Origin of the sequence: Cryptosporangium arvum DSM 44712, assembly GCF_000585375.1 — a bacterium.
In the GTDB taxonomy this organism is placed as follows: Bacteria; Actinomycetota; Actinomycetes; order Mycobacteriales; family Cryptosporangiaceae; genus Cryptosporangium; species Cryptosporangium arvum.
Genome location: NZ_KK073874.1, coordinates 2412795 through 2439595 on the forward strand (window position 1 = coordinate 2412795; position 26801 = coordinate 2439595).

The 26801-nt window shown below is 73.1% G+C and carries 30 protein-coding genes and 1 pseudogene; 19 read left to right on the top strand and 12 right to left on the bottom strand.

The genetic code is table 11. The features are described 5' to 3' along the window. Positions 1 to 2 precede the first annotated feature (2 nt). From CRYAR_RS11255 to CRYAR_RS11265, 3 genes are read left to right on the top strand one after another with little or no spacing between them, the layout of a single operon-like run. Positions 3 to 731 (top strand): IclR family transcriptional regulator, encoded by a 729-nt coding sequence (locus tag CRYAR_RS11255; protein WP_035850400.1) that lies wholly within the window; start codon positions 3 to 5, stop codon positions 729 to 731. 59 nt (positions 732 to 790) lie between these two features. Beyond that, the gene (locus CRYAR_RS11260; RefSeq protein WP_035850402.1) at positions 791 to 1624 is read left to right on the top strand and encodes a fumarylacetoacetate hydrolase family protein; all 834 of its coding nucleotides are present in this window, start codon (positions 791 to 793) and stop codon (positions 1622 to 1624) included. A 1-nt stretch (position 1625) separates the two neighbouring features. Next, positions 1626 to 2375: an SDR family NAD(P)-dependent oxidoreductase gene (locus tag CRYAR_RS11265; RefSeq protein ID WP_035850404.1), complete on the top strand. Its 750-nt coding sequence runs from the start codon at positions 1626 to 1628 to the stop codon at positions 2373 to 2375. Between the two features lie 98 nt (positions 2376 to 2473). On the opposite strand, the gene aztA is transcribed toward CRYAR_RS11265, so the two are convergent. Next, positions 2474 to 3079 (bottom strand): zinc ABC transporter ATP-binding protein AztA, encoded by a 606-nt coding sequence (gene aztA, locus CRYAR_RS11270; RefSeq protein WP_035850406.1) that lies wholly within the window; start codon positions 3077 to 3079, stop codon positions 2474 to 2476. 47 nt (positions 3080 to 3126) lie between these two features. On the opposite strand from aztA, the gene aztB reads away from it, so the two are divergent. The 4 genes from aztB to aztD are packed head-to-tail and all read left to right on the top strand — an operon-like array spanning position 3127 to position 7211. Continuing rightward, entirely contained in the window at positions 3127 to 3960 is an 834-nt protein-coding gene (gene aztB, locus CRYAR_RS11275) for a zinc ABC transporter permease AztB (RefSeq protein ID WP_035850408.1), read from the top strand. Then, entirely contained in the window at positions 3957 to 5144 is a 1188-nt protein-coding gene (locus CRYAR_RS11280; RefSeq protein WP_035850410.1) for a PQQ-binding-like beta-propeller repeat protein, read from the top strand. Before aztB ends, CRYAR_RS11280 begins: the two co-directional genes overlap by 4 nt. Continuing rightward, the gene (gene aztC, locus CRYAR_RS11285; RefSeq protein ID WP_035850414.1) at positions 5141 to 6034 is read left to right on the top strand and encodes a zinc ABC transporter substrate-binding protein AztC; all 894 of its coding nucleotides are present in this window, start codon (positions 5141 to 5143) and stop codon (positions 6032 to 6034) included. Before CRYAR_RS11280 ends, aztC begins: the two co-directional genes overlap by 4 nt. A gap of 13 nt (positions 6035 to 6047) precedes the next feature. Then, a complete protein-coding gene (aztD, locus tag CRYAR_RS11290) occupies positions 6048 to 7211 on the top strand; it encodes a zinc metallochaperone AztD (protein ID WP_035850417.1) in 1164 nt (387 codons plus the stop codon). Here the strand turns inward: aztD and CRYAR_RS11295 are convergent. The 3 genes from CRYAR_RS11295 to CRYAR_RS11305 all read right to left on the bottom strand — a co-directional run bounded on the left by CRYAR_RS11295 (position 7200) and on the right by CRYAR_RS11305 (position 9443). Further along, positions 7200 to 7784 (bottom strand): TetR/AcrR family transcriptional regulator, encoded by a 585-nt coding sequence (locus CRYAR_RS11295; RefSeq protein ID WP_063725696.1) that lies wholly within the window; start codon positions 7782 to 7784, stop codon positions 7200 to 7202. The genes aztD and CRYAR_RS11295 overlap by 12 nt on opposite strands. Next, the gene (locus tag CRYAR_RS11300) at positions 7765 to 8628 is read right to left on the bottom strand and encodes an alpha/beta fold hydrolase (protein WP_035850420.1); all 864 of its coding nucleotides are present in this window, start codon (positions 8626 to 8628) and stop codon (positions 7765 to 7767) included. The genes CRYAR_RS11295 and CRYAR_RS11300 overlap by 20 nt, the downstream gene beginning before the upstream one ends. 62 nt (positions 8629 to 8690) lie before the next feature. Next, entirely contained in the window at positions 8691 to 9443 is a 753-nt protein-coding gene (locus tag CRYAR_RS11305; RefSeq protein WP_211247393.1) for a FadR/GntR family transcriptional regulator, read from the bottom strand. Positions 9444 to 9550: 107 nt separating this feature from the next. Between CRYAR_RS11305 and CRYAR_RS11310 the strand changes: the two genes are divergently transcribed. Further along, a complete protein-coding gene (locus CRYAR_RS11310) occupies positions 9551 to 10360 on the top strand; it encodes an amidohydrolase family protein (protein WP_035850421.1) in 810 nt (269 codons plus the stop codon). Between the two features lie 11 nt (positions 10361 to 10371). On the opposite strand, the gene CRYAR_RS11315 is transcribed toward CRYAR_RS11310, so the two are convergent. Together CRYAR_RS11315 and CRYAR_RS11320 are read right to left on the bottom strand one after the other, a co-directional pair. Then, the gene (locus CRYAR_RS11315) at positions 10372 to 11880 is read right to left on the bottom strand and encodes an acyl-CoA synthetase (protein ID WP_035861784.1); all 1509 of its coding nucleotides are present in this window, start codon (positions 11878 to 11880) and stop codon (positions 10372 to 10374) included. Between the two features lie 2 nt (positions 11881 to 11882). Continuing rightward, positions 11883 to 12677, bottom strand: coding sequence for an SDR family NAD(P)-dependent oxidoreductase (locus CRYAR_RS11320; protein WP_035850422.1), 795 nt, complete (start codon positions 12675 to 12677; stop codon positions 11883 to 11885). Positions 12678 to 12807: 130 nt separating this feature from the next. On the opposite strand from CRYAR_RS11320, the gene CRYAR_RS11325 reads away from it, so the two are divergent. The 4 genes from CRYAR_RS11325 (at position 12808) to CRYAR_RS11340 (ending at position 16814) form a co-directional block, all read left to right on the top strand. Further along, a complete protein-coding gene (locus CRYAR_RS11325) occupies positions 12808 to 13431 on the top strand; it encodes a TetR/AcrR family transcriptional regulator (protein ID WP_035850423.1) in 624 nt (207 codons plus the stop codon). 106 nt (positions 13432 to 13537) lie between these two features. Beyond that, complete coding sequence (locus CRYAR_RS11330) at positions 13538 to 15055, top strand: alpha/beta hydrolase (protein WP_084700354.1); 1518 nt, start codon at positions 13538 to 13540, stop codon at positions 15053 to 15055. 32 nt (positions 15056 to 15087) lie between these two features. After that, the gene (locus tag CRYAR_RS11335; protein WP_169745019.1) at positions 15088 to 16185 is read left to right on the top strand and encodes a sensor histidine kinase; all 1098 of its coding nucleotides are present in this window, start codon (positions 15088 to 15090) and stop codon (positions 16183 to 16185) included. Beyond that, complete coding sequence (locus tag CRYAR_RS11340) at positions 16173 to 16814, top strand: response regulator transcription factor (RefSeq protein WP_035850424.1); 642 nt, start codon at positions 16173 to 16175, stop codon at positions 16812 to 16814. Before CRYAR_RS11335 ends, CRYAR_RS11340 begins: the two co-directional genes overlap by 13 nt. On the opposite strand, the gene CRYAR_RS11345 is transcribed toward CRYAR_RS11340, so the two are convergent. Further along, the gene (locus tag CRYAR_RS11345; RefSeq protein ID WP_211247394.1) at positions 16811 to 17254 is read right to left on the bottom strand and encodes an NUDIX domain-containing protein; all 444 of its coding nucleotides are present in this window, start codon (positions 17252 to 17254) and stop codon (positions 16811 to 16813) included. The genes CRYAR_RS11340 and CRYAR_RS11345 overlap by 4 nt on opposite strands. On the opposite strand from CRYAR_RS11345, the gene CRYAR_RS11350 reads away from it, so the two are divergent. Both CRYAR_RS11350 and CRYAR_RS51245 read left to right on the top strand, forming a co-directional pair. Beyond that, positions 17240 to 18028, top strand: a complete 789-nt coding sequence (locus CRYAR_RS11350; RefSeq protein ID WP_211247395.1) for a CocE/NonD family hydrolase — start codon at positions 17240 to 17242, stop codon at positions 18026 to 18028. The genes CRYAR_RS11345 and CRYAR_RS11350 overlap by 15 nt on opposite strands. 33 nt (positions 18029 to 18061) lie before the next feature. Beyond that, positions 18062 to 18127 (top strand): annotated as a pseudogene (locus tag CRYAR_RS51245) (CocE/NonD family hydrolase C-terminal non-catalytic domain-containing protein); the annotation flags it as partial. 13 nt (positions 18128 to 18140) lie between these two features. Here the strand turns inward: CRYAR_RS51245 and CRYAR_RS11355 are convergent. After that, the gene (locus CRYAR_RS11355) at positions 18141 to 18890 is read right to left on the bottom strand and encodes a YdcF family protein (RefSeq protein ID WP_035850428.1); all 750 of its coding nucleotides are present in this window, start codon (positions 18888 to 18890) and stop codon (positions 18141 to 18143) included. A gap of 146 nt (positions 18891 to 19036) precedes the next feature. On the opposite strand from CRYAR_RS11355, the gene CRYAR_RS11360 reads away from it, so the two are divergent. Genes CRYAR_RS11360 through CRYAR_RS11370 form a run of 3 tightly spaced genes read left to right on the top strand, consistent with a single transcriptional unit; the run spans position 19037 to position 21814 of the window. Next, positions 19037 to 19822, top strand: a complete 786-nt coding sequence (locus tag CRYAR_RS11360) for a tryptophan 2,3-dioxygenase (protein WP_425389390.1) — start codon at positions 19037 to 19039, stop codon at positions 19820 to 19822. A gap of 1 nt (position 19823) precedes the next feature. Then, positions 19824 to 21020, top strand: coding sequence for a kynureninase (locus CRYAR_RS11365; RefSeq protein ID WP_035850432.1), 1197 nt, complete (start codon positions 19824 to 19826; stop codon positions 21018 to 21020). After that, positions 21017 to 21814, top strand: coding sequence for a PaaX family transcriptional regulator (locus CRYAR_RS11370; protein WP_035850435.1), 798 nt, complete (start codon positions 21017 to 21019; stop codon positions 21812 to 21814). Before CRYAR_RS11365 ends, CRYAR_RS11370 begins: the two co-directional genes overlap by 4 nt. Here CRYAR_RS11370 and CRYAR_RS11375 read toward each other — a convergent pair. Further along, positions 21790 to 23145, bottom strand: coding sequence for a PQQ-dependent sugar dehydrogenase (locus CRYAR_RS11375; protein WP_035850436.1), 1356 nt, complete (start codon positions 23143 to 23145; stop codon positions 21790 to 21792). The genes CRYAR_RS11370 and CRYAR_RS11375 overlap by 25 nt on opposite strands. Positions 23146 to 23254: 109 nt before the next feature. Between CRYAR_RS11375 and CRYAR_RS11380 the strand changes: the two genes are divergently transcribed. Further along, entirely contained in the window at positions 23255 to 23620 is a 366-nt protein-coding gene (locus tag CRYAR_RS11380) for a hypothetical protein (protein ID WP_051570035.1), read from the top strand. On the opposite strand, the gene CRYAR_RS11385 is transcribed toward CRYAR_RS11380, so the two are convergent. Then, positions 23600 to 24133, bottom strand: a complete 534-nt coding sequence (locus tag CRYAR_RS11385; protein WP_035850439.1) for a TetR/AcrR family transcriptional regulator — start codon at positions 24131 to 24133, stop codon at positions 23600 to 23602. The genes CRYAR_RS11380 and CRYAR_RS11385 overlap by 21 nt on opposite strands. A gap of 85 nt (positions 24134 to 24218) precedes the next feature. On the opposite strand from CRYAR_RS11385, the gene CRYAR_RS11390 reads away from it, so the two are divergent. Beyond that, positions 24219 to 25070 carry an SDR family oxidoreductase gene (locus CRYAR_RS11390; RefSeq protein ID WP_051570036.1) on the top strand — a complete coding sequence of 284 codons (852 nt, stop codon included), beginning with the start codon at positions 24219 to 24221 and terminating at the stop codon, positions 25068 to 25070. 6 nt (positions 25071 to 25076) lie between these two features. Here the strand turns inward: CRYAR_RS11390 and CRYAR_RS11395 are convergent, their stop codons facing one another. Together CRYAR_RS11395 and CRYAR_RS11400 are read right to left on the bottom strand one after the other, a co-directional pair. Beyond that, positions 25077 to 25679: a response regulator transcription factor gene (locus tag CRYAR_RS11395; RefSeq protein WP_035850447.1), complete on the bottom strand. Its 603-nt coding sequence runs from the start codon at positions 25677 to 25679 to the stop codon at positions 25077 to 25079. Further along, complete coding sequence (locus tag CRYAR_RS11400; protein WP_051570037.1) at positions 25676 to 26770, bottom strand: sensor histidine kinase; 1095 nt, start codon at positions 26768 to 26770, stop codon at positions 25676 to 25678. Before CRYAR_RS11400 ends, CRYAR_RS11395 begins: the two co-directional genes overlap by 4 nt. Positions 26771 to 26801 lie beyond the last annotated feature (31 nt).

Genomic DNA, 26801 nt, shown 5'->3' on the forward strand with positions numbered 1-26801 from the left:
GCATGACCCCGGCACCCGGCGCGCTCGATCGTGGGCTCGGCATCCTGCGGCTGGTCGCGCAGCACCGGCGGATGCCGGTGGCCGGCATCGCCGACGCGCTCGGGCTCAGCCGCGCCACCGCCTACCGCCTGGTGGAGCGCCTGCGTGACGAGGGTTGGCTGATCAGCGAGGGGCACGGTGGCCCGGTCCGGCTCGGCCCCACCGCGGCCCAGCTCGCCGCGGCCGCGCTCGAGTCGGTGAACCTGCGTGACGTCGCGATCCCGGTGCTGCGTGAACTCGTCGAGGCCACGGGGGAGACCGCGAACCTCGCGGTGCCGAACGGGGCCGAGATGGTGTTCGTCGCCCGCGAGCAGCCCGTGCGGACGGTGAGCGTCGTCGCGTACACCGGCTCCACCCGCCCCTTCCACACCACGTCGCTCGGGCGGGCGTACCTCATGGCTCTGCCGGCGCCCCGGCGGGCGGAGCTGGTCACCGACGCGGACCTGGAGCGCAAGCTCGACACGATGCGTGCCCGCGGCTGGTCCGAGGACCGGCGCGAGTTCGACCCCTCGAGCTGCTGCTGCGGCGCTCCGATCCGTGACCACACCGGCGAGCCGGTCGCCGCGCTGAGCGTCGCGGGGGTGGCCGAGCGGATGGATCCGGTGCTCGACGAGGTCGGGCCGCAGGTCAGGGACGCCGCCGCGCGAATTTCGGCCAGCCTCGGCTATCTCCCGCCGCTCTCGGCGGGCTAAGGTAATTCCAGATTAGTGAGATTTAGTCTCAATCACTGAGAATTCGGAGGGCCGCCCGCATGCGCCTCGCCCACGCCCGCACCGCCGACGGTGACCAGCCCGTCGTCCACCTCGACGACCGGTGGTACGACCTGCGCCCGCTGCACGCCGCCGTCACGCCCGCGGTGCTCGCGCCCGACGCGCTGGCCGCCATCCGGGCCGCGTCGCTCCCGGCGGTGGAGGAACCCACCGAGTTCGCCCCGCCGCTCGCCGGCATCGGCAAGATCCTCTGCATCGGGCTCAATTACACCGACCACGCCGAGGAGACCGGCGCGACGCCGCCGGCCGAGCCGATCCTGTTCATGAAGGCGCCCGACACCGTCAACGCCCCGAACGACGACGTGCTGATCCCGCGCACCTCGGTGAAGACCGACTACGAGGTCGAGCTCGCGATCGTCATCGGCAGCACGGCCCGCTACCTGGCCTCGCCGGACGAGGCGCTGGCGCACGTCGCCGGCTACGCGATCAGCAACGACGTCTCCGAGCGCACGTTCCAGATCGAGCGCGGCGGTCAGTGGGACAAGGGCAAGAACTGCGAGACGTTCAACCCGTTCGGCCCGTGGATCACCACGTCCGACGACATCGCCGACCCGCAGGACCTCGGCCTGAAGCTCTGGGTCAACGGTGACCTGCGCCAGAACGGCAACACCAGGAACCAGATCTTCGGCGTCGCGCACGTCGTCTGGTACCTGAGCCAGTTCATGACGCTCTACCCCGGCGACGTGATCAACACCGGCACGCCCGCCGGTGTCGCGATGGGCCGGTCCGACGGGCAGTTCCTGCGTGACGGCGACGTCGTGGAGGTCGAGATCACCGGCCTGGGCCGGCAGCGCCAGACCTTCCGGTCGGCCTGAGGTGGCCGAGCTCGACGGTGTCCGGGCGCTGGTCACCGGGGGAGCGTCAGGCATCGGGCTGGCCATCGCCACGGCTTTCCGGGACGAGGGCGCCCGCGTCGCGGTCCTCGACGTCGCCGACGCCGGTCCCGCCGATGTGGTGTACGTCCGGGCCGACCTCACCGACGACGACGCCGTGCGCGCCGCGGTGGCGTCGGTGGCGTCTCGGCTCGGTGGCCTGGACGTGCTCGTCAACAACGCGGGAACCGGGGCCCAGGGCTCGGTGGAGCAGAGCACCGACGCCGAGTGGCACCGGGTGCTCGACGTCAACGTGGTCGGTACCGCGCGGGTGTCCCGGGCGGCCTGGCCGCACCTGCGCGAGTCCGCGCGGGCGGCGATCGTCAACACCGCGTCGATCGCCTCGACGGCCGGGTTGCCGCAGCGTGCGGTGTACTCGGCCAGCAAGGGTGCGGTCTCGGCGCTCACCCGCGCGATGGCGGCCGACGGCATGCCCGACGGGATCCGCGTCAACGCGGTGAACCCCGGAACCGCGGACACCCCGTGGGTCGGCCGTCTGCTCGAGGGCGCACCGGACCCGGCGGCCGAGCGGGCCGCCCTGGAGGCGCGCCAGCCGCACGGGCGCCTGGTGAGCGCGGAGGAGATCGCCCGGGCCGTGGTGTATCTCGCGTCGCCGCGGTCGGGCTCGACGACCGGCGTCGAACTGGCGGTCGACGGCGGCATGCAGGGCCTGCGCCTGCGTCCCCGCACCTAGGTCGGCGCGAGCCCGTAGGTCGCGCGCTCGTCGGGAGTCGGCGTTGCCGGTGACGCCCGAGCGGTGTCTCGCTGCGAGCGGGATCCGCGGGGCACGGCCTAGCCGAGCGTCAGCAACTCGTCGGCCAGCGCCGATTCGGCCGCGTCGTGGCTGGCCAGCACCATCGCGGCCCCGGCGGCCCTGCGCTCGGCGAGCAGCTCGTGCACGCGCTGCCGGCTCGCCGCGTCGAGCGCGGCGGTGGGCTCGTCCAGCACGTACACCTCGGCGTCCTGGACCAGTGCCTGAGCCAGCAGCGTGCGCTGACGCTGCCCGCCGGAAAGCTCCCGGAGCCGCCGCCCGGCCAGGTCGGCGAGGCCGAGCCGGTCGAGCATCGTGTCGGCGGCGAGCCGGTCGGCCCGGCCCAGCCGCCGCAGCGGCCGGAACCGTCCGATCCGGACGCACTCGGCGACGGTCAGCGGTAACGCGTCGATGTCGCTGGTGCGCTGGGGCAACAACGACAGCCGGGCGCCACCGGCCCGGCGTACGCGCCCCTCGGTCGGCGACTCGACCCCCGCCAGCAGGTGCAGCAGCGTGCTCTTGCCGGACCCGTTCGGACCGGTCACGGCGAGCATCGACCCGGCCTCGACGCCGAGCGTCACCCCGCTCAGCACCGGCACCCCGCCGTAGCGGAAACCCACGCCCTCCGTACTGACGACCGCGCTCATCCGACCCCCTTAATGACAACGATTGTCATCTTCATTATAGTGGCCGCGTGACGTCATCCCTGCTCGAACCGTTCACGGTGCCGTTCGTGGTCCGCGCTCTCGTCGGCGGAGTGCTGCTGGCGGCGGTCTGCGCCCTCGTCGGCGTCTGGGTCATCGCCCGGGGAATGACGTTCCTCGGCGAGGCGATGAGTCACGGCATGCTGCCCGGCGTCGCGATCGCGTCGGTGCTCGGCGGCAGCCTCGTGGCCGGGGCGGCGGCCAGCGCGCTCGCGATGGCGATCGGCGTCAACGCGCTCCGGCACAGCCGCGAGTTCGGGCGCGACACGAGCATCGGGCTGCTGTTCGTCGGCATGCTCTCGGTCGGCGTCATCGTCGTCTCGCACTCGCGGTCGTTCGCGACCGACCTGACCGCGTTCCTGTTCGGCGACGTCCTCGCGATCCGGTCGGCCGACCTGGTGCTGCTCGCCGGGGCCGCGCTCGTCGTGGCCGCGGTGTCGGCCCTCGCCTACCGGCCGTTCCTGGCCCTCACGTTCGACCCCCGCAAGGCGCGGACGCTCGGCCTGCGGCCCGGGCTCGCGAACGCGGTGATGCTGGTGCTGCTCACGATCACGATGGCGGTGGCCTTCAGCGTCGTCGGAACGCTGCTCGCGTTCGGGTTGCTGATCGCGCCGTCGGCGGCGGCCCTGCTGATCGCCCGGCGGTTGCCCGCGGTGATGGCCACCGCGTTCCTGCTCGGCTCGGCTGCCGTCCTGATCGGTCTGTGGATCTCCTGGTTCGCCGCCACCGCCGCCGGAGCCACGATCGCCGCGGTCGCCGTCGCCCTGTTCTTCGTCGTGCTCACCGTGCGGCGGGTCGTTTCGGCAACGAAAGGACAACTGTGACCATCCACCGACTGCTCGCCGCGGCCGTCGCCACGCTTACGCTCGCGGCCTGCGCCGACGCGACGGAGCCGGCCGCGGAGGCGACGCCGGGAGCGGCCGCGGGAGCGACGCCGGGAGCCGCCGCCGAGGCGACGCCGCACGGTTACGTCGCCGGCGCCGAGGAGTTACCCGAGCCCCGGCCTGCGCTCGCGTACGCCACCCGCGGCGCCGACCGGCTGCACCTGCTCGACCTGACCGACGAGACCGAGAAGCACGTCGATCTCCGGATCGGCGCGCAGCGGCTCGTCGAGGACGGCCGCTTCGTCTACGTCGACGCCGGGGACGGGCGCCTGGAGATCGTCGACGCCGGGGTCTGGACCGTCGACCACTCCGACCACGTCCACTACTACCGGGCCCCGGCGCGCTCCCTCGGTGTGCTGACGCTCGACGCGCCGGTCACCACGATCGCCGGCGCCGGCGCCTCCACCGCGATCAGCACCACCGGCGGACGGGTCGTCGTGCTCGACCGCCGGAAGCTGGAGTCCGGCGAGATCGTCGAACGCACCACGCTCCCCACCGCCGCGCTGGCCGTCCCCTATGCCGACGCGCTGCTCGTCGCCACCGGCGGCCGCGTCGTCGCGACGGACGCCCGAGGCCGCCGGACCGGGGATCTCGCGGTGCCGTGCGCGGCGCCGCGCGGCTGGGCCGCCCTCCGCGGCGGCGTGGTCATCGCCTGCGAGAGGAGCGTGGTCCGGGTCAAGCAGCGGGGCGGGAAGCTCACCGCGACGACGCTGCCCGCGCCCGGCGCCCCGCTGCCCTCGAGTGGTTTCACCTACCGTCCCCGCGGCAACGAGGCCGCCACCACCGACGGCACCGGCATCTGGACCGTCGACGCGGCCAAGGCCACGCTGCGGCGCGTGCCGGGGCGGCGGGACCTGACGGCCGTCGCGCCGCCCGCGGACGGCGCCACCGTGCTCGCGCTCGCCACGAACGGCACGGTGACGAGCGTCGATCTGAACGACGGAACCGTGCTCGCGACGGCCGCCGTGCGCGGTGCGTCGCTGACGCTCGACGTCGACCGGGCGTACCTGACCGAGCCGCGTGCCCGCGCCGTCCACGAGCTCGACTACCGCGACGGGCTGCGGACCGCCAGGACCCTGCGCGTGCGCGAGCGGCCGGACCTCGCCGTGGAGGTCGGCCGATGAGAGCGCTGCTGGCCGTGTTCGTGCTGCTCGGCGTGGCCGCCTGCACGGCGCCCGACGACGGTGGGCCCCGGATCGTGGTGACGACGAACATCCTCGGCGACGTCGTGCGCGCGGTCGTCGGGGACGAGGCCGACGTCACCGTGCTGATGAAACCCGACGCCGATCCGCACTCGTTCGCGATCTCGGCCCGCGAGGCCCGGGCCATGCAGACGGCCGATCTGCTGATCCACAACGGACTCGGGCTCGAGGAGGGCATCGCCAGGCACGTGGCGGCCGCCGGTGTCCCCACCGTCGAGGTCGGCGCCCTCGTCGACCCGATCGAGTACCGGGACGGCGACGCCGCCGGGCTCCCCGACCCGCACTTCTGGACCGACCCGGTGCGGATGGTCGCCGCGGTGCGCCTGCTCACCGACGAGATCGTCGACCACGCCGACGTCGACGCGAGCGCCGTCCGCGCGCGGGCCGAGGACTACACGGCCGAACTCGACGCGCTGCACGCCGATCTGCGCCGGCGGTTCGCGGCGATCCCGGCCGCCCGCCGGGTCCTGGTCACCAACCACCACGTGTTCGGCTACCTCGCCGAGCGCTACGACCTGACCGTGGTCGGCGCGATCATCCCGAGCGGCACCACGCTCGCGTCCCCGAGCGCGTCCGACCTGGCTTCGCTGACCACGGCGATCACCCGGCACCGGGTGCCCGCGATCTTCGCCGACACCTCCCGGCCCGCCCGCCTCGCCGAGGTGCTGGCGTCCTCGGCCGGCCTCACCGTGCGCGTGGTCGCGCTCCACTCCGAATCCCTCAGCGGCCCCGACGGTGACGCCGCGACCTATCTGGCGCTGATGCGCTTCAACGCCGACGCGATCGTCGGCGGCCTGACCCGCACCAACTGAAGGAGAAAGACCAGTGAAACGACCCACGACCCTCGGCGCGGCCGCACTCACCGCCGCCGTCCTGGCGCTCAGCGCCTGCGGGGACGAACCCGAAGCGGCGGCGGCCGCGAAGCCGGTGAAGCAGCCGGTCACCGTCACCTACGACGGCGGCATCCTGGTGCTCGACGGCGAGTCGCTCGCCGTCGCGCACCGGATCGACCTCGACGGGTTCAATCGCGTCAACCCGGCCGGCGACGACGAGCACGTGTTCGTGTCCACGACCGACGGCTTCCGGGTGCTCGACGCGGTCGACGGCACGATGACCGGCATCAGCTATCCGGGCGCCAAGCCGGGGCACGTGGTGCGCCACGGTGACCGCACGATCCTGTTCACCGACGGCACCGGGGAGGTCAACAGCTTCGACCCGGCCGACCTGGCCCAGGGCAAACCCTCGGGGCGCACGTACCGGACCGCGACCCCGCACCACGGCGTGGCGGTGGAGCTGGCCGACGGGACGCTCGTCGTGACGCTCGGCACCGAGGAGTCGCGGCCCGGCGCGATCGCCCTCGACGCCACGGGGAAGGAGATCGCCCGCAACGAGGACTGCGACGGGGTCCACGGCGAGGCCGTCGCCAAGGACGACGTCGTCGCGCTCGGCTGCAACGACGGCGTGCTGCTCTACAAGGGCGGAAAGTTCGTCAAGGTCGACGGCGGCCGGGAGTACGCCCGCACCGGCAACCAGTCCGGCAGCGACGTCTCACCGGTCCTGCTCGGTGACTACAAGGTGGAGCCGGACGCCGAGCTCGAGCGTCCGACGCACTTCTCGCTCATCGACACCGCGGCGAACCGGCTCCGCGCGGTGCCGATGCCCGCCGGTGTCAGCTACACGTTCCGCTCGCTGGGCCGGGGTCCCGGGGGCGAGGCGCTGATCCTCGGCACCGACGGCAAGCTGCACGTCGTCGACCCGGTCTCGGGCCGGTTCACGCACGCGTGGCCGGTGGTGGCGCCGTGGCAGGAGCCGCTGGACTGGCAGCAGCCCCGCCCGGCGTACTTCGTGCGCGGCACCGACGCCTACGTCTCGGAGCCGGCGGCGAAGATGGTGCACCGGCTCGACCTGACCACCGGCGAGATCACCGGGTCGGTCACGCTCGACGGCGTGCCGAACGAGATCAGCGGGACGCTGCCGTCAGCGCGGTAGCAGGCCCGAGAGCAGTGCGGTGAGCACTTGCTCGGACCCGGCCCGGGCCCGGGCCGGGTCGGGGTGGTGGGCGATCAGGAGCGCCGCCTCGATCACCGCGCTCAGCACGAGCTGGGCCGCCGTGGACACGTCGTGCCGCACCCCGGCTGCACGCAACGCGTCGACGAGGACGCCGAGCCCGTGCGCGGCCTCGATCGCCCGCCAGCGTTCCCACCCGAGCACGGCCGGCGCGTCGGTCAACGCGATGCGGACGACGTCGGGCCGGGCGCAGAGGTCGAGGAACCTCGCCAGCCCGAGCCCGAGGGCCGCGCTCGGATCGGGCGCGGACCGCAGCGCGGCGACGACCTCGGCGGTGACCTCCGCCTCCAGGTTCTCGAAGACCGCCGCGAACAGCTCCTCCTTGCCGCCGTAGTGGTGGTAGAGCGCACCGCGGGTCAGCCCGGCGGCGGCGACGATCTCGTCGGCGCTGACGTGGGCGTAGCCGCGCTCGGCGAAGAGCGTGCGGCCGGCGGTGACCAGCTGGGTCCGGGTGGTCTGTGACCGGTCCTGCTGGCTACGGCGCGGGGGCGGCATGGGCGGTGGCGAACTCCACGATCAGGCGCGCGAGCGGCTCGGGCTGGTCTTCCGGGACAAGAGTGTAGGTGTCGGGGATCGCTACCAGCCGCGCGTGGCCGAACAGCGCGGCGAGCCGCCGCCCGAGCTCGAGCGGGAAGAGCCGGTCGTCGGCGGCCCACGCGAGCAGCACCGGGCCCGGGAAGTTCGCGAGCGCCGGAGCCGCCGCGAGCGTGTGCCTGCGGTGCACGTGACGCAGCGCCCGGCGCAGGTCGGCCCGGATCGCCGCGGACTCCCGGGCCGGGCCGAAGTACCCGGCCGCGACGTCGTCGGGGAACCGGCGACGGGCCAGCCGTCCGAACGCGATCGGCGAGTTCCGGACGGCGCGGACGCCGAGCAGCCGGGTCAGCAGCCAGGTGGCGGCCCGGCTGCGGGCGTAGACCGGCAGCAGCCCGAAGATCGCCGGCGGGAACACCTCGAGCGCGTCCGACGGCGTGAACACGACCCGCGCGATCCGGTCGTTCGCGCCCCCACCGGCCAGCAGGAGCTGGGTGTACGCGCCGCCGGTGTCGCTGGCGACGAGCGTGACCTCGCGCAGGTCCAGCCGCTCGAGGAACGCCCCGATCAGCGCCGCGACGCCGGGCGGGGAGAGGTCGGCGGCCGGTACCGGCGCGGTGTGCCCACCGAGCGGCCAGTCGGGCACCACGCAGCGGAAACCCGCCGCGGCGACGGCCGGGGCGACGGCCCGCCACAGCTCCCCGTTGACGAAGAGCCCGTGCACGAACACCACCGGGGGACCGGCGCCGGTGTCGCGGTACCGGATCCGCGCGCCCGCCACCGAGGTCTCGTCCACGGCCGCCTCCATTACATACATGGTGAATGTATGTTTCGACGATAGCAGTCGTTCCCGCTCCGCGGCGGCGGAATTCACCCCCGGCGCAGGGCTCCGTGCACCGCGGGGCGGCGGCGATTCCAGGAGCCGACGATGTGGGTACGCATCAGCGCGCCGGCCCGCTCGGCCTCACCGGCCCGGATCAGCGCCTCGATCTGCCGGTGTTCGCCCATCGACCGGTCGAGGCCCTCCACGGTCGGGGTGCCGTTGTAGCGGCTCGAGAGCCGGGCCTTGCCGTGGATGCTGTGGATGATCGCGTGCCCCAGCCGGTTGCCGGACGCGGCCATGATCAGCTCGTGGAACACCACGTCCTCGGCGGCGTACCGGTCGGGGTCGCCGAGGTGGGCGGCCAGCACCTCGATCTGGTCGGCCAGCGCCTGCTGCTGCTCCGCGGTGATCACCCGGGCCGCCACCGCGACCATGTCGCTCTCCAGCGCCGCGCGCACGCTGACCAGATCGTCGAGGATGCCGAGTTCCCGGTCGTGCCGGATCTGGGCCTCGAGCACGATCGGGTCGAGCAGGTTCCAGCCCGGCGCCTCCAGCACCCGGGTGCCGCGCCCCGGCGTCGCCCGGACCAGTCCTTTCTCCTCCAGGAGCTTGATCGACTCACGCACCACCGTGCGTGAGACGCCGAACTCCTCGCACAGTTCGGGCTCGGTCGGGAGCGCACTGTCCACCTCGTACCTACCGGCGACGATCCGGTCGACCAGGTAGGTGACGACGGTGTCGCCGAGGCGCCCCGAGCGGCGGGGCTGGATCGGCCCGAGCGGGCCACCGAAGTCGGTCACCACGACAGACTACCTCTTGCGGCATACGTTATTCATATGATGAAATTCTCCGCCGGAACGGATCAACCGTCCCGATTCCCGACGAGCTGTGGGCGGAGCTGGACTGAGTGCGGATCGATGCTCACCACCACCTGTGGGACCTCTCCCGGCGGCCGCAGGAGTGGCTCGAGCCGCTGGGCCCGATCCACCGGTCGTTCGGAGTGGACGATCTGCCGCCGGGCTTCGATCACACGGTGCTGGTGCAGGTGCTCGCCGACCTGGACGAGACCCGTGAGTTCCTGGCGCTGGCGGCGGCGTCGGACCGGATCGCCGGGGTCGTCGGCTGGGTCGACCTGACCGCGCCCGACGTCGGTGACGTGCTCGATTCCCTGCCCGCCGGCCTGGTCGGCGTGCGCCACCTGGTGCAGGCCGAGCCCGATCCGCGCTGGCTGCTCCGCCCCGACGTCCAGCGGGGCCTCCGGGCGGTCGGCGCCCGCGGCCTCGTCTACGACCTGCTCACGCTCCCCCCGCAGCTGCCCGCCGCGATCGAGCTCGTGACCACGCTGCCGGACGTGCGGTTCGTGCTCGACCACCTCTCGAAGCCTCCGCTGGCCACCGGTGACCTCGCGTCCTGGGCCGGCGAGCTGCGGAGGCTCGCGGCGGCGCCCAACGTGGTGGCCAAACTGTCCGGTCTGGTCACCGAGGCGAACTGGGCGTCCTGGTCGGTGGCGGACCTGCGACCGGCCGTCGAGGTGGCGGTGGAGTCGTTCGGCCCGGACCGGCTGATGTTCGGCTCCGACTGGCCCGTCTGCCTCCTGGCCGCCCCCTACGCCGACGTCGTGAAGGCCACCGAGGAGCTGGTCGCCGACCTCTCGGCGGACGAGCGCGCGGCGATCTTCGGCGGCACCGCGGCCGCGACGTACGGGCTCGTGCCCTAAGGCCGTCCCCGTCAGGCGAAGGTCTGCTTGATCTCGTTCTTGAGGATCTTGCCGACCTTGGAGCGGGGCAGGTCGGGCCACACCTCGATCTGCTTCGGCGCCTTCACGCTGCCGATGCGTCGTTTCACGAACGCGGCGAGCTCGACCGGGTCGATCTCCTGGCCCCGGCGCGGCTGGACCACCGCGGTGACCCGCTCGCCCCACTTCTCGTCGGGCAGCCCGATCACCGCGCAGTCCTGCACGGCCGGATGGGCCATCACCGCCTGCTCCACCTCGGTGGAGTAGACGTTGAAGCCGCCGGTGATCACCATGTCCTTGGCCCGGTCGACGATGAAGAGGAAGTTGTCCTCGTCGAGGTAGCCGATGTCACCGGTGTGGTGCCAGCCGTGCGTGCTCGCCCGTTCCGAGGCGGCCGGGTCCCGGTAGTAGCCGCGCATCACCAGCGAGCCGCGCACCACGATCTCGCCCCGCTCACCCCTCCGGAGCAGGGCGCCGTCCTCGGCCATGATCCCGACCGTCACCAGCGGGGTCGGGCGTCCGGCCGAGGAGAGCTTGTCGGTCGCGACCGAGCCGTCCGCGCGGAAGTGGTCGCGCGGAGCCAGCGTCGAGATCATCATCGGGGCCTCGGTCTGCCCGAAGAGCTGGCCCATCACCGGGCCGATCCGGCGCAGAGCCTCGGCGAGCCGTGCCGTCGACATCGGTGCCGCGCCGTACCAGAAGCACTGCAGCGAACTCAGGTCCGCCCGGTCCAGGTCGGCGTGGTCGAGCACCAGGTAGATCAGCGTCGGCGGCAGGAACGTGTGGGTCACGCGGTGGCGTTCCACCAGAGCCAGGAACGCGCCGACGTCGGGCGCGCGCATGACGACGATCTCGCCGCCGAGCGCGAGCACCGGGAAGCACAGCACCCCGGCCGCGTGGGTGAGCGGCGCGAGCGCGAGGTAGGTCGGGCGGCCCTCGAACGGGTAGCTCATCAGCGTCAGCGCGGTCATCGCCTCGAGGTTCGCGCCGGTGAGCATGACGCCCTTGGGGCGGCCGGTGGTGCCCCCGGTGCCGACGAGCATCGCGAGGTCGTCGACCGCGGGCCGGTCCGGCTCACCCCCGGCGACAAGGAACTCGTCCCAGGTGAGCGCACCCTCGACGTCGCCGTCCAGGCAGACGAGCGTCAGCGGGAGCTCGAGCCGGGTCACCAGCGGCGCGAACGAGGCCTGGAAGATCAGCACGCCGCACTCGAAGAGCTCGAGCAGCTCGCGGGTCTCCGCGGCCTCGTTGCGCGGGTTGATCGGGCACCAGACCGCGCCGGCCCGGCTGATCCCGAAGACGCAGGTGAACGCGATCGGATCGTTCGCCGACAGGATCGCGACCTTGTCACCGGGTGCGACGTTCTGCCGGGCCAGCGCCGCGGCGATGCGGAAGCTGAGCTCACGCACCTGCGCGTAGGTGCTGGACCGGCCGTCGGTCGTGAGGCAGGGTGCGTCGGGCCCCAGCGACGCACCCTTGTCGAGGTAGTCGACGAGCCGCACGGTCACATCCCCATGCCGCCGTCGACCGGCAGGCCGGCGCCGTTGACGAAACGGGACCCGTCGGAGGCGAGGAACACGACCGCGTCGGCCATGTCGGTGACCTCGCCGAGCCGGCCCGACGGAGTGAGCGCGACGACCGCGCCGACCGCCTCCTCGGGCGAGGCGAACAGGCCGAGCCGGGCGACGTCGTTGGCCAGACCGGCGCCCATCGCGGTGGGAACCAGGCCGGGGTAGATCGTGTTGACCCGGACGCCGTAGCCCATCCGGCCGGACTCCGCGGCGGCGACCCGGGTCAGCCGGTCCACTCCGGACTTCGTCGCCGAGTAGACCGCGATGCCGGGGAACGCGATCGTGGCGGCGACCGAGGCGACGTTGACGACCGAACCACCGTGACCGGCGACGCCGCCGGGGCGCATCGCGCGGAACGCGTGCTTGATGCCGAGCGTGGTGCCGAGGAGGTTGATCTCGAGCTGCCTGCGGATCTGGTCGGCCTCGACGTCGACGAGCAGGCTGGTGATCTCGACACCGGCGTTGTTGACGAGGATGTCCAGGCCGCCGAGGCGCTCGGCGGCGGTGGCGACCGCCGACTCCCAGTTGGCGTCGTCGGTGACGTCGAGGTGGACGAAGCCGTGGCCCTCGCCGAGCGACTCGGCGACCTTGGTGCCCAGCTCGTCCTGGAGATCGGCGACGATCACCTTCGCCCCGGCGGCGGCCAGCGCTAAGGCCATCCCCTCGCCGAGTCCCTGCGCTGCTCCGGTGACGAGAGCCTTGCGTCCGGTCAGGTCGAAAACGGTCATGAGGCGCTCCGTTGCGGTCATGAAGTGGCGGGATCCCAACTTACGGCTCGGTGCTTGACGGTTGTCAAGACTTCTTTGGTCAACTGTCAAGACATGCGTAGGATCGGGTCCTACGCACGGGGAGGGCAGGATGGCGGCGGCGCGCACGGCGCGGAAGGTCCCGGCGGACAAGTACGACGAGCGGCGCACGCAGCTCGCCGAGTCGGCCCTGCTCACGCTGGGAGAACTCGGGTACGCGCGGAGCAGCCTGCGCGAGATCGCGAACAACTCCGAGTTCAGCCACGGCGTCGTGCACTACTACTTCGCCGACAAGCTCGAGCTGATCATCTACTGCGTCCGCTACTACAAGGCGCGGTGCGTGACGCGCTACGACGCGGTCGTCGCGGAGTCGTCCACCCCCGAGCAGCTGATCGACGCGTTCGCCGCCAAGCTGGTCGAGACGATCGTCGACGAGGCCCCGATGCACCGGCTCTGGTACGACCTGCGCACCCAGAGCATGTTCGAGGAGGGGCTGCGCGAGGCGGTCCTGATGATCGACCAGACGCTCGAGGAGATGATCTGGCGGGTGGTCGCCCGCTACTCCGCACTGAGCGGCCGGGAGGTCCTGACCGGTCCGGACGCCGTCTACGGCCTGCTCGACGGCGTCTTCCAACGCGCCCTGCTCGGGCACCTCACCGACCGCCCCGGCGCCCTGGACGACCTGCGCGACCAGGTCCGCTCCCTGCTCCCGCTGCTGCTGGTCACCGGGAAGTAGCCGCCGGGGGTGGTGCCTGCACCACCCCCGGATGCACGCGCGGGCACCATCGTTCGGCGGCGCCGTTCTCCCTAGCGTTTTCCCTGGTCGATCCAGGGAGAGAGTCGTGAAGAAGCTGATGATCGCCGCGCTGGTGGCGCTCGCCGCGGTGGCGGGGTGCGCACCGCCCGGAGCCCGGCCCGAGCCGCGGGCCGCACCGCCGGCTCCGTCGGCGCCGCCGGCGATTCGCTGGGGCGCGTGCCCGGCGCCGGCCGCCGGTGTTCCGACGAGCCCGGCGCTGACCTGCGGCACGATCCGGGTGCCGCTCGACCACCGGCGCCCGGACGGGCCGCGGATCACGCTCGCGGTGTCGCGGCTCGCGGCCGGGGACCCGGCGAAACGGCGGGGTGCGCTGCTGCTCAACCCCGGCGGCCCGGGCACCGAGGGCCTGCACCTGCCGGCCACGTTCGCGCAGCTGACCAGCCCCCGGGTGCGCGCCGCGTACGACCTGATCGGGTTCGACCCGCGGGGCGTGGGACGCAGCACGCCGGTCACCTGCGGGCTCACCACCGCGGAGATGGTGCCGACGAGCCCCTACCCGGCCCCGGACGGCTCGATCGACGCGAACATCGCGTTCGCACGGTCGGCCGCCGCGCGCTGCCGGGCCCGCTCGGGGGCGCTGCTGCCGTACCTCACGACCGCGAACACGGCCCGCGACCTGGACCTGATCCGGCGCGCGCTGGGGGAGGAACGGGTCTCCTACTGGGGCGGGTCGTACGGCAGCTACCTCGGCGCGGTCTACGCGTCGCTGTTCGCCGGGCGCACCGACCGGATGGTGCTCGACAGCGCCGTCGACCCCGAGCGGATCTGGTACGACGAGTTCCGGCAGCAGAGCGCCGGGATGGCGGCCCGTTTCCCGGACGCCGCCCGTGCCGCGGGGCTGAGCGTCGCCGAGGCCACCGCGCTCTACCAGGGGGTCGCCGCGGCGCTGGACCGGGCACCGGCACGCGTACCCGGTTCGCCGGTCGTGTTCTCCGGGGACGTGTTCCGCTACCTGACGTTCAGCCTGCTCTACCAGGACGCCGCGCTCGGGCCGCTCGCCCAGGCCTGGCGGGCGGGCAGGCACCTGGCGGCCGGGGTGGCGTCCACCGAGGAGACGGCGCTGCTGGCCCAGATCCTCGCGAAGATCACGCCCAGCGCGACGACGTCACCGGGGGTGCCCGCCGACAACGCGATCGCGTCCGCGTACGCGGTGGCCTGCGGCGACGTCCGCTGGCCGACGACGCTCGACACGTACCGGCGCGCGGTGGCCCGCGACCGGGCGGCCTACCCGCTCAGCGCCGGTTTCCCGGCGAACCTGTGGCCGTGCGCGTTCTGGCCGACACCGCCGATCGAGGCGCCGGTGAGGATCGCCGACCACGGCCCGCGGATTCTCGTCCTGCAGAACGAGCGTGACCCCGCGACGCCGCTGGAGTCGGCCCGGGGAATGCGCCGGGCGCTGGGCGAGCGCTCCCGGCTGGTGACGGTCGCCGCCGGCGGACACGGGGTCTACGGCGTGCGCGGCCCCGACGCGTGCGAGAACGTCGTAGCCGACGCGTATCTTCTCGACGGGTCATGGCCGACGAAGGACGTGCGGTGCAGCTAGTCACGAGGTGGGCCCGCGACACCATCCGCTTGGTGGGCGCGGGTCTCGCCGCGTGCCTGCGCACGTTCGGCCTGGCGCTGAGCCTCGTCGGCGTCGGGCTGGTCTTCCTGGACGCGACGCTGGCCGCCACCGTGCGTGCCGCCGCGCGCCGGCAGGGGCGCACCGTCTCGGTGCCGCGTCTGCGGGCCAGGCTCGCCGATCCGGCCACCTGGCGCGCGGTCGGGTGGCAGGCCGGGCTCGGGCTCGTGCTGCTGCCCGCCGGGGTGGCCGCGCTGGTGCTCGCCCTCGGCGGTGTCGCCGGCGTGCTCGCCCCGGTGCTGGAGGCGGTGCCGCACCCGGGCGAGCTCTCCCTCAACGGCCGGGTGATCGCCGACCAGCGCACGGCGTGGGTGGTGTGCGCGCAGGGCGTCGTGCTGGGCGTCGCGGCGTACGGGCTCGGGCGGCTGCTGGTGGCCGCGGAGGCGGCGCTGGCGAGCGCACTGCTCCGCCCGTCGGTGGAGAACGCACGCATCGCCGAGCTCACCGAGAGCCGCGCGCAGAGCGTCCGCGCGGCCGAGCAGGAGCTGCGCCGCATCGAGCGTGATCTGCACGACGGCGCGCAGGCGCACCTGGTCGCGGTCGCGCTCGATCTCGGGCTGGTCGAGCAGCTGGTCGACGACGAGCGGGCCCGCCGCCTGGTCGCCGAGGCCAGGGCCGGCGCGGCGGCGGCGCTCGAAGGCCTGCGCGAGATCGTGCACGGCATCCATCCGCCGGTGCTCGCCGAACGTGGCCTGGCCGGCGGGGTGCAGGAGCTGGCGCTGGCCGCGGCGCTCCCGGTCGAGGTCGAGGTGGAGCTGCCCGGGCGGCCCCCGGCGCCGGTGGAGTCCGCGCTGTACTTCACGGTGGCGGAGCTGCTGACGAACGCGGCGCGTCACGCGGGGGCGCGCCGGGCGTCGGTGGTGCTGCGTCGCGACGGCGACGCGATCCGGCTGACCGTGCGCGACGACGGCCACGGCGGCGCGCGGCCCCGGCCGGACGGCGGGATCGCGGGGTTACGGCGGCGCCTGGCCGCGTTCGACGGGCAGCTGGCCGTGACGTCGCCGGTCGGCGGGCCCACGATCATCGAGGTGAGCGTGCCGTGCGAGTCGTGATCGCCGAGGATCTCGCGCTGCTGCGCGACGGGTTGGTGCGCCTGTTCACCGCGTACGACGACACGGTGGTCGCGGCCGTGAGCAGCGGGCCGGAACTGCTCGACGCGCTGGTGGAGCACCGGCCGGACGTCGCCGTGGTGGACGTCCGGCTGCCTCCGACGTTCACCGACGAGGGCCTGGTCGCCGCGATCGAGGCCCGCCGCCGGATTCCGGGGTTACCGGTGCTCGTCCTCTCGCAGTACGTGGCCCAGCTGTTCGCACGCGAGCTGCTCTCCGACGGCGCCGGTGCGGTCGGGTACCTGCTCAAGGACCGCGTCGGCGACGTCACCCGGTTCGTGGAGTCGGTGCGCGCGGTCGCGGCCGGCGGCACCGTGATGGACCCGCAGGTCATCGCCAAACTGCTGGCCCGCCCGACGCACGCGGGCGCGCTCGGCCGCCTGACGCCGCGCGAGCACGAGGTGCTCGCGCTGATGGCCCAGGGCCGCAACAACGCGGCGATCGCCGCGGCGCTCACCGTCACCGAGAAGGCGATCCAGAAGCACATCAACGCGATCTTCGCGAAGCTCGACCTCACCTCCGCCGACGAACACCGCCGGGTCCGCGCGGTGCTGACGTTCCTCGATTCCTAGCCGAGGATCTCGCCGTCCTGCAGGTACCGGGAGACGCCGAACCGGAGGGCCTCGCAGGCGGCGGAGAGACGCGGGCGGCCCTGCTCGGGGAGGAGCTCGCCGGCCTCACCGGGGTCGCAGAAGGCGGACTTGCGGGCGCGGATGGCTTCGGTCTGGGCGTCGGAGAGGGTGCCGGCGTCGAAGATCAACGTGAGGTGGTCGTCCACGTAGTCCACGACGAGCAGGCGGGTCGGCGGCCGGTCGAGCCCGAGTCCTTCGTGGAGGGCCCGCTGGGCGGCCGTCCAGGGCGACTCGTGCGCCGCGACGTCGCTGCCGGGCAGGTCGTCGTCGACGAGCAGGACGCGGCCCTGCTGGTCACGCACGAGTACGTCGGCGACGACGCGCTTGCCGGGCTGATCGGGGTTACGTTCCTGGAGGGGCAGTACTTGAGTCTGGGTCACAGGGAGCACGTTCCCGGGAGGACGCGGAATGAATCTCGTCAGCCGACCGCGCTCGTGCGCACCCCGTACGGGCGGGGCGGGGCGTTCGGCACCGGGATCGCCCGTCCGCTGGCCGAACGCGGGTACCAGGTCGTGATCCAGAGCACCCGCGGCGGGTTCGGCTCCGGCGGCACGTTCGACCCGATGCGCCAGGAGCGCGCCGACGGGATGTCGCTGGAGACGCCGGTCGGGTGGGGCGTGATGGTCAGCGTGCAGGAGCGCCGGTTCGCCGCGCTGCGGCAGTTCGCGCAGGAGCGCAGGACCGCCCGCGCGTTGCGGACGCTCCCGCTGGCCTCGGCCGACGTCGCCGCGAGCGGGGTGCGGTCGCAGTACGTGCAGGACGTGCTGGCGCACGACGCGACCGCGACGCGGTGGGCCGGGCTGGACCACACCCACCGGGTGGCCTCGGTGACCACGCCGGTCAGCTCGATCGCCGGCTGGTACGACATCTTCCTGCCCGGTCAGCTGCGTGACTTCCGGATCCTGCGCGAGGCCGGAAACCCGGCGCGGCTGACCGTCGGACCGTGGACCCACGTGGACTTCCACAGCACGCCGTCCACCGAGGCGATCGGCTTCGGGCTCGCGCACGCGCGCGGCGAGGAGCCGGAACCGCGGCCGGCGGCGTGCGCCTGGTCCGCGGCGGGGGAGCCGGGCGGGTCGACAACACCGCGCTCGAGGCCCGGCCGGACGTGCTCACGTACACCACACCGGTGCTCGAGAGCGACGTCGAGGTGATCGGGGAGGTCGGCGCCGGTGAGCCGCGCCGACGTGCGCCTGTGGCCCACCGCGTACCGGTTCCGCCGGGGTCACCGCATCCGGGTGCAGGTCTCGAGCGGCGCGAACGCCGCTAGGCCCAGCGCGGGTCGGCCGCCCGCGATTCGCCCACGCCGGCCGCGAGCAGCGCCGCGTGGGCCTCGCGGACGGGGGCCGGCACGTCGACGTGGGCGATGAAGCCGCGGCCGGCCGGGCCGTACCCGTGCTCGTCGTCGGTGAGGCGGGGAACTTCGCCCATCAGCAGCGTGAGGTACCGCTCGGGGCTCCACATCCCGAGCGGCGGGTTCACGATCCGCAGGTGCTCGTCCACTCTCGCCTGGTGCGCGGCGAAGTTCACGACCTCCAGGTCCGGCGCCAGCAGGCGGAAACACGCGTGCATCCGCAGCTGCATCGACGCGTCCTGGATGATCACGATCCGCCGGTGCGGCACCCGCTCGGCGGCCAGCAGCTCCAGCGCGTTCCGGACGTTGGTACCGCAGTTCGTCGACGCGGTCTCGAGCCGGTCGGCCTCCACGCCGTGCCGCTCGCGCAGGTACCGGTCGAAGAGCGCGGCCTCGCTGCGGCCGTCCACGTCGTCCCACCCGAGCACGTTCCGGCACGTGTCGCGCAGCGCGTCGGTGGAGTGCCCCTGGCCCCCGACGATCACGAAGTGCCCGGCCACGCGGTCCGCGATCGCCCGGGCGAACACGTCTCCACCGGCCAGGATGCTGCCGCCGAACAGGATCACGACGTCGACGGGCCCGAGCGCGTCCGGCGTCAGCTCCGCGACGTCCCGGCGGGCACAGAACTCCACCAGCGTGTTGACCGCGACCCCGGGTTGCACGGGCCCGATCCTAACGAGCCAACGGACGGCGTGGCATTTCACTAGTCTTACGCCCGTCACGATAGTGAGATATCGTGCCGGGGGTGAGCATCGAGCATGGGCAGCGACCGCTGGAGAGCGGCGTGCGAACCGACTTCCGCGACGCGATGAGCTACGGCTCCTATCTACGTCTGGACCTGGTGCTGGGGGCGCAGCAGCCGCTCAGCACCCACCACGACGAACTGCTGTTCATCGTCCAGCACCAGACCTCCGAGCTCTGGCTCAAGCTGATGCTGCACGAGCTGCGCTCCGCGCGTGACCTGCTCGACGCCGATCAGCTCTCCTGGTCGCTCAAGCGGCTCGCACGCGTCAAGCGCATCCTCGAGACGATGACCGAGCAGTGGGCCGTGCTGGCCACGATGACGCCGAGCGAGTACGGCGAGTTCCGCACGATCCTCGGCCCCTCGTCGGGGTTCCAGTCCCACCAGTACCGCGCGGTCGAGTTCCTGCTCGGCAACAAGAACGCCGACATGCTCGCGGTCTTCGAGTCCGACCCGCCGGCCTGGGAGACGCTGCACACGCTGCTCGAGGAGCCCAGCCTCTACGACGCGTTCCTGCGGCTGCTGGCCCGCCGGGGCTACCCGGTTCCGAAGCCGATCCTCGACCGGGACGTGCGTCGGGCCTGGGTCGAGGACCCGGAGCTGATCCCGGTCTTCGAAGGTGTCTACGACGACCCGGCCGCGGCCTGGGACGTCTACGAGGCCTGCGAAGACCTGGTCGACCTCGAGGACGCGTTCCAGTTCTGGCGCTTCCGGCACCTGAAGACCGTGCAGCGCATGATCGGCACCCAGCCCGGCACCGGCGGGTCGTCCGGCGTTCCGTTCCTGCGCCGCGCGCTCGACCTCACGTTCTTCCCCGAGCTCTACAGCGTCCGCGCCCGGATCGGAGGCTGACATGACGAACGCCACCGAGCACGACGCCGCCGACCCGCTGGCCCCCTACCGCGACCGGTTCGTACCGGCCGACGTCGTCGCCTACCTCGACGGCAACTCGCTCGGGCGTCCGCTGCGCGTCACCCGGGACAACCTGGTCCGGTTCGTCGACGAGGTCTGGGGCGAGCGGCTGATCCGCGCCTGGGGCGAGGGCTGGATGCAGACGCCGACCGACCTCGGCGACACGCTCGGCCGGGTCACGCTCGGTGCGGCCCCGGGCCAGACCGTCGTCGGCGACTCGACGACCGTGATGCTCTACAAGCTGGTCCGCGCCGCGCTCGACGCCCGCCCCGGCCGTACCGAGATCGTGCTCGACACCGACAACTTCCCGACCGACCGGTACGTCCTGGAGGGCATCGCCGCCGAACGCGGCGCGACGCTGCGCTGGATCACGGCCGACCCGGCAGCGGGGGTCACCGCCGACCAGGTGGCCGCGGTCGTCGGGCCCGGCACCGCGGTCGTGGTGCTCAGCCACGTCGCCTACCGCTCCGGCTACCTGGCCGACGTCCCGGGCATCACCGAGGTCGTCCACGACGCGGGGGCGCTCGTGGTCTGGGACGTCTGCCACTCGGTCGGCGTCGTCCCGCTGCAGTTCGACGCGTGGAACGTCGACCTCGCGGTCGGCTGCACGTACAAGTACCTCAACGGCGGCCCGGGGGCGCCGGCGTTCGCCTACGTGGCCACCGCGCTGCACGGCGTCGCGCGCCAGCCGATCCAGGGCTGGATGGGCGCGGCCGACCCGTTCGCGATGGGTCCCGGCTACCAGCCGGCGGCCGGGGTCCGGCAGTTCGTCAGCGGGACGCCTCCGGTGGTCGGCATGCTGCCGATGCGCGACATGCTCGACCTGATCGAGGAGGCCGGCCTCGGCGCGGTCCGCGCGAAGTCGATCGCGCTCACCGAGTTCGTGCTGGCGTTCACCGACGAGCACCTGGTCGGCAAGGGGGTCCGGGTCGCCACCCCGCGCGACGCCGAGCGGCGCGGCGGCCACGTGACCCTCGACCACCCGTCGTTCCGGGAGCTCGTGCCGCAGCTCTGGAAACGCGGCGTGATCCCCGATTTCCGCATGCCGGACGGCATGCGTATCGGGCTCTCCCCGCTCTCCACCAGCTTCGCCGAGGTCGAGCGCGGCCTGCGGATCGTGGCGGAAGCCCTGTCGTGATCCTCGACGACATGGAGTCGTCGCCGGGCAGTACGACGTCGCTGCTGCGCACGATCGTCGGCACGTCGCTGCGCCGGCTCGGGGGCTGGATCAGCGTCGCGCACCTGGTCGAGCTGGGGGCGGCGGTCGGCCTTCCGGACGCCCGCACCCGCACCGCGCTCGCCCGGATCAAGGCCAAGGGCCTGCTCGACGCCGAGCGCCGGGGCGGGGTGCCCGGCTACGCGATCGCCGCCGGCGCGATACCCATGCTCGAGCGCGGCGACCGGCGGATCTTCCGGCCCCGGTCGATGGGCGACGAGGACCGCTGGTGCCTGGTCTCGTACTCGGTGCCGGAGGAGAGCCGCGACCTGCGTCACCAGTTGCGTCGGCGGTTGACCTGGATCGGGTGCGGTGCGGTGTCGCCGGCGCTGTGGATCTGCCCGGAGTACCTCACCGACGAGGTCGAGCAGATCCTCGCCGACCTGGGGCTGGCCGGGAACGCGACGGTGTTCCGGGCCGAGGTGCGCGGTGCGGTGGACGCCGCCCGCTGGTGGGACCTGGACGCGATCCGGGCCCGGCACGAGGCGTTCCTGGTCGCGTGCGCGGCGCCGGTCGGCCACACCGCGGAGGAGGCCTTCCGGGCCTGGATCCACGGCCTCGACGCCTGGCGGATCATCCCGTACGTCGACCCCGGCCTGCCGGCCCGGTTACTCCCGGGCGACTGGCCCGGCCACCGCAGCGTCGCCGTGTTCCTCGAGCTGCGTGACCGGGTCCTGCCGCGAGCCCAGGCCTATGTGGACGGCGTGACGCGGTAGACCGCGCCGGCGGCGTCGTCGCTGACGTAGATCGCCTTGTCGGAGCCGGCGATCGCCATCACCGGGCGGCCCCAGCGGGAGCCGTCCTCCAGCTGGAAGCCGGTGAGCAGCGTCTGCTGGGCGTCGAGGGTGCCGTTGCGCCAGGGGAAGAACGACACCTCCGGCGGGCGCGGGGGCTTGCGGTTCCACGAGCCGTGGACGCCGACGAGCGCGCCCGGCCCGTAGTCACCGCCGACGTCGGCGAAGCTCAGCCCGAGCGGGGCCGAGTGGGCGCCCATGCCCTGCTCGGCCGGGGCGAGGCTCGCGCAGTCCAGCTTGCTGCCGTCCGGGTTCAGCTCGTCGTCGTTGACCAGCGGGCGCTTGGTGTAGCCGAGCGGGGAGTCCTTCTCGCCCGGCTTCAGGTCCGGGTCGGGGTTGCAGTACGGCCAGCCCAGGTCGCGGCCCTGGGTGAGCTTGGCCAGCGGCTCCAGCGGGTGGTCGTTGACGTACTCCTGGATGACGTCGCCGTTGTCGGGCGAGCCGTCGCCGTCGATGTCGGTCTTGTGCGGGTACTGGAGGTTGTCGCGGTGGTTGACCGCGGTCCAGACGCCGCCGTCCGGGTCGATCGCGAGCCCGGTGCCGTTGCGGACGCCCCGCGCGAACGTGGTGGGGTCCCCGCCGGCGGCCGGGGCGGTGAGGATCGTGGCGCGCTCCGGGTCGGAGTCGCGGTCCTCGGCCGAGATGTTGCCGGTCGAGCCGACCGAGATGTAGAGCTGCCGTCCGTCCTTGCTCACCGCGACGCTCTTCAGCGCGTGGGCGTAGGCGCCCTTGAGGTCGGAGCTCTTCGCGTCGGGCAGATCCTCGACCACGACCTTCTTGCCGGAGAGCTTCCCGTTCCCGTACGTGAAAGCGTCGATCTGGTCGCTCTCGGCGACGTAGAGCGTGGAGCCGTGGAACGCCAGTCCGTGGGGCTGGTTCAGGCCCTCGATCAACGGGCGCTGGGTCGGGGCGGCGTCGCCCTCGCCCGGCACCAGCTCGATGACGTCACCGAACTTCGGGCGCGAGACCAGGACGCGGTTGTCCGGCGTCCAGGCCAGCAGGCGGGCGCTGGGCACGCGGGCCCAGACCGAGACGGTCCAGCCGGGTGGGGCCTGTAACTCGCGGGGCTGGTCGAAGGGGGCCTCCTCGGTGCCCGGCAGCGCCTTCACGGTCGTCGTCTCCAGCTCGGGGCCGGCGGGCGTGGCCGGGGCGGCCGACGGCGGACTCTCCTCGGGATCCGCGTCGGAGGAGGTACAGGCGGCCAGCGTGAGCGCCAGCCCGCCGGCGATGACCGCTCGCGCGATCGACTTCATGAAAAATCTTCTCCCCGTATCGACTGCTGTCTCTGTCTCATCAGGAATGACCTTCTTGAACATGACTAATCCACTCGACCAAACGGTTGCCTTCGGATTCACTGTCCGGGTGGAAACGGACATCCGGGGTGCACTCGCGTCTGCGCTGAAGAGCGCGCTGAAGCAACGGGACCGGGAAGCGCTGTCGGTGTACCGCACCGCGCTCGCCGCGATCGCCAACGCCGAAGCCGTCTCCGCTGGTGAGGAGCACCGGGCCGGGGCGATCGAGGCGTCGGTGACGGGAGTGGGCGGCGCCGAGGTGGCGCGGCGTGAGCTCACCGAGGACGACGTGGTCACGATCGTCCGGAACGAGATCGCCGAGCGGCGGTCGGCGGCGTCGGCGGTACGGAGCGCGAACCCGGTCGCGGCCGAGCGTCTCGAACGCGACGCGTCCCTGCTGGAAGCCGTGGCCGGCTCAGGGGCGGATGCCGGTTAGCGCCAGCGTCGTCAGGCGCTCGGCCGTGTCCGGGTGGTTCTCGGTGGCCAGCGAGACCGCGTTGACGAGCGTCAGCAGGTCGCCGATCGTGACGCCGGGCCGCACCGCCCCGGCCGCCCGGGCCCGCTCCAGCAGGGTGGCGCCCGCGTCGGCGAGCATCGCCTCGCATCCGCTGCTCGACGGAACCGCCAACCCGCCGGCCAGCATCGACGCCGCCAGCCCGCGCGTCGTCGCACCGTAGACCGCGAGCGCGCGGAGCCAGTCGGCCAGCGCCACCCCTGGGTCGTCGGCGTCCACGAGCCCGGTGGCGCGTGCGCAGATGCCCTCGATGCGGTCGTGGAACACCGCGTCGAGCAGCGCCTGCCGGGACGGGAAGTGCCGGTGCAGGGTCGCCGAGCCGACGCCGGCCCGGCGCGCGATCTCCTCCAGCGAGGCGCCCGCGCCCGACCGGGCGATCTCGGCCTCGGCGGCGGCCAGGATCTGCTCGTAATTGCGTCGCGCGTCCGCTCGCATCGACCCCTCCGTTGACAACTGGGGTGACCCCCCGGTTATCGTAGCGGACGTAAACGGGGTGGTACCCCAGTTATGGAGGCACTAGATGCGTACAGTTCTCGTCACCGGCGCCAGCACCGGCTTCGGCCGGGTCACCGCGGAGGCACTCGCCCAGCGTGGCCACCACGTCTTCGCCGGTGTGCGTGACGTCGGTGGCCGCAACGAGAAGGTCGCGGCGGAGCTGCGTTCCGGCGGCGTCACCGTGGTCGAGCTCGACGTGCTCGACCAGGCGTCCGCCGACGCCGCCGTGGCCGCGGTCGTCGAGGCCGACGGCCGGCTCGACGCGGTGATCAACAACGCCGGGCGCATGTTCGCGGGCCCGGTCGAGGCCTTCACCGCAGCCGAGATCCAGACGATCCTCGACGTCAACGTGCTCGGCCCCGCGCGGGTGGCCCGGGCGGCGTTGCCGGTCCTGCGCCGGCAGGGCCGCGGGGTCCTGATCCAGAACGGCTCGCTGGCCGGGTGGGTCGCGATGCCCTACACCGGCCTTTACGCGGCCAGCAAGGCCGCGGTCAAGGCGCTCGTCGAAACGTGGCACCACGAGCTGGCGCCGTTCGGGGTCGAGTCGGTGACCGTCGATGCGGCGCCCTACCCCACCAACATCGGGGCCAACGCCGGTTCGCCGTCCGAGCTGGACCGGGTGGCACCGTACGGCACGAACTTCAACGGCTTCCTGTCCGACGTCATGCGGCGCGCCCGGTCGAGCGAGCCCGGTGACCCCCGCGAGGTGGCCGACGCGTTCGTCCGCCTGGTCGAGATGCCCGACGGCACCCGCCCGCGCCGCACGATCGTCGCGCCGGTCTCCGAGCGCGACGCGGTCACCGCGGCCGCCACCGCCGCCGACGCCGCCACCGGGGCCGTGGCCACCGGCATGGGCGTCGATTCCCACCTGGTCTGAGCGGGGTCAGAGCCAGTCGTGCTCGCGGGCGTAGCGGGCGGCGTCGTGGCGGGTCCTGGTCTGGGTCTTCTGCATGGCGTTGGAGAGGTAGTTGCGTACGGTGCCCGGGGCCAGGTCCAGCCGGGCGGCGATCGCGGCGACCGAGTAGCCCTCGCCGGTCACCCGCAGCACGTCGAGCTCGCGGTCGGTGAGCGGGCAGTCGTCGACGACCGCGAGCGCGGACACGTCCGGGTCGATCCAGCGCTTACCCGCGTGCAGGGCCGCGATGACCGACGCGATGTGCGACGGTTCGGCCGACTTGCTCACGAACCCCTGCACGCCGAGCTTCAACGCCTTGCGCAGCACACCGGGGCGGGCGTGCCGGGTGAGCATCAGGATCACCTGCTCCGGCCGGGTGCGCCGGATCTCCGCGACCGCGCCGAGCCCGTCCACCCCGGGCATCTCCAGGTCGATGACGAGCACGTCGGGCTCGTGACGCACGGTCTCCTCGACCGCCGACGAGCCGTCCGCGGCCTCGGCGAGCACGGTGATGTCGCCCTCCAGCGGCAGCAGCGCCGCCAGCGCCTTGCGCAGCAGCGCCTCGTCGTCCGCGAGCACCACGGTGGTCACCGGAAGCTCGCCTCCGTCGTGAACTCGCCGGCGTGCGCCCGGGCGGTGAGCGATCCGCCGTCCTCGGCGACCCGCCGGCGCAGCGCGGAGAGCCCGCGCAGCTCCGGGGGGCCCTCGGCCGCGCCGTCGTTGACGATCGTGATCGCGTGCGCGGCGAGCACGATACGCACCCGGGTGGCCTGGGCGTGCCGCAGGATGTTCGTCGTCGTCTCGCGCAGCACCTGGCCGAGCAGCTCGCTCACCCGGGCGTCGGCCTCGGCCTCCCGGGTCACCCGCACCCGGATCCCGGCCGCCTCGAACAGGTTCTTCGCGTTCTCCACCTCGGCGGCGAGGTTGAGCCGACGCTGCGCGTACGCCAGGTCCTTGGTCTGCTGGATCGTGTCGCTGACCAGCCCGTGGATCTCGCGCAGCTCCTCCTCGGCCCGCTCCGGGGCGTCACGCACGAGCTTCCGCGCGAGCGTCGCCTTCAGTTTCACCACGTGCAGCGTGTGGCCCTGGATGTCGTGCAGGTCGCCGGCGAAGCGCACCCGCTCCCGGATCACGGCCAGCTCGGCCTCCCGCGCCCGTGACGCCTCCAACTCGCGGACGACGTCGTAGAAGCGCTCGCCCGCGAGGCACAGCACACCCGAGACCGTGGTCAGCGCGGCCGGGACGACGACGAACGACACCAGCGCGTCGCCGCCGTCGACGAGCACCCGTAGCGCCCCGACCCCGGCGACGAAACCCAGCAGCCCGGCGAACGCGGCGAGCCGCCGCCGCGGCAGCTGCGGGACCGCGAGCGAGCCCACGGTCGCGGCGCCCCAGTAGGCGTTGGGACTGCCGATCACCAGCACCCCGAGCACCCAGACGACCCCGGCGACCGCCAGCAACGGCACCGCGAACCGCCGGAGATCGTTCGCGGTCCACCGCTCGAACGCCACGATCGCGGTCCCGACCCCGACCGCGAGCGGGATCGGGTGCCACCACGCGTGCGTGTCCAGCACGATGAGGACGGCCGCGGCCACCACCAGCGGCGGGAACGACGTCACGAGGTTGAGCCGCCGCAGCCGCCCCTGCGTCGGCTCGGTGAAGCTCAGCGTTCTCGTGCTCATCCCTCCAGTATTCGGGGATCCGGGAAACGCA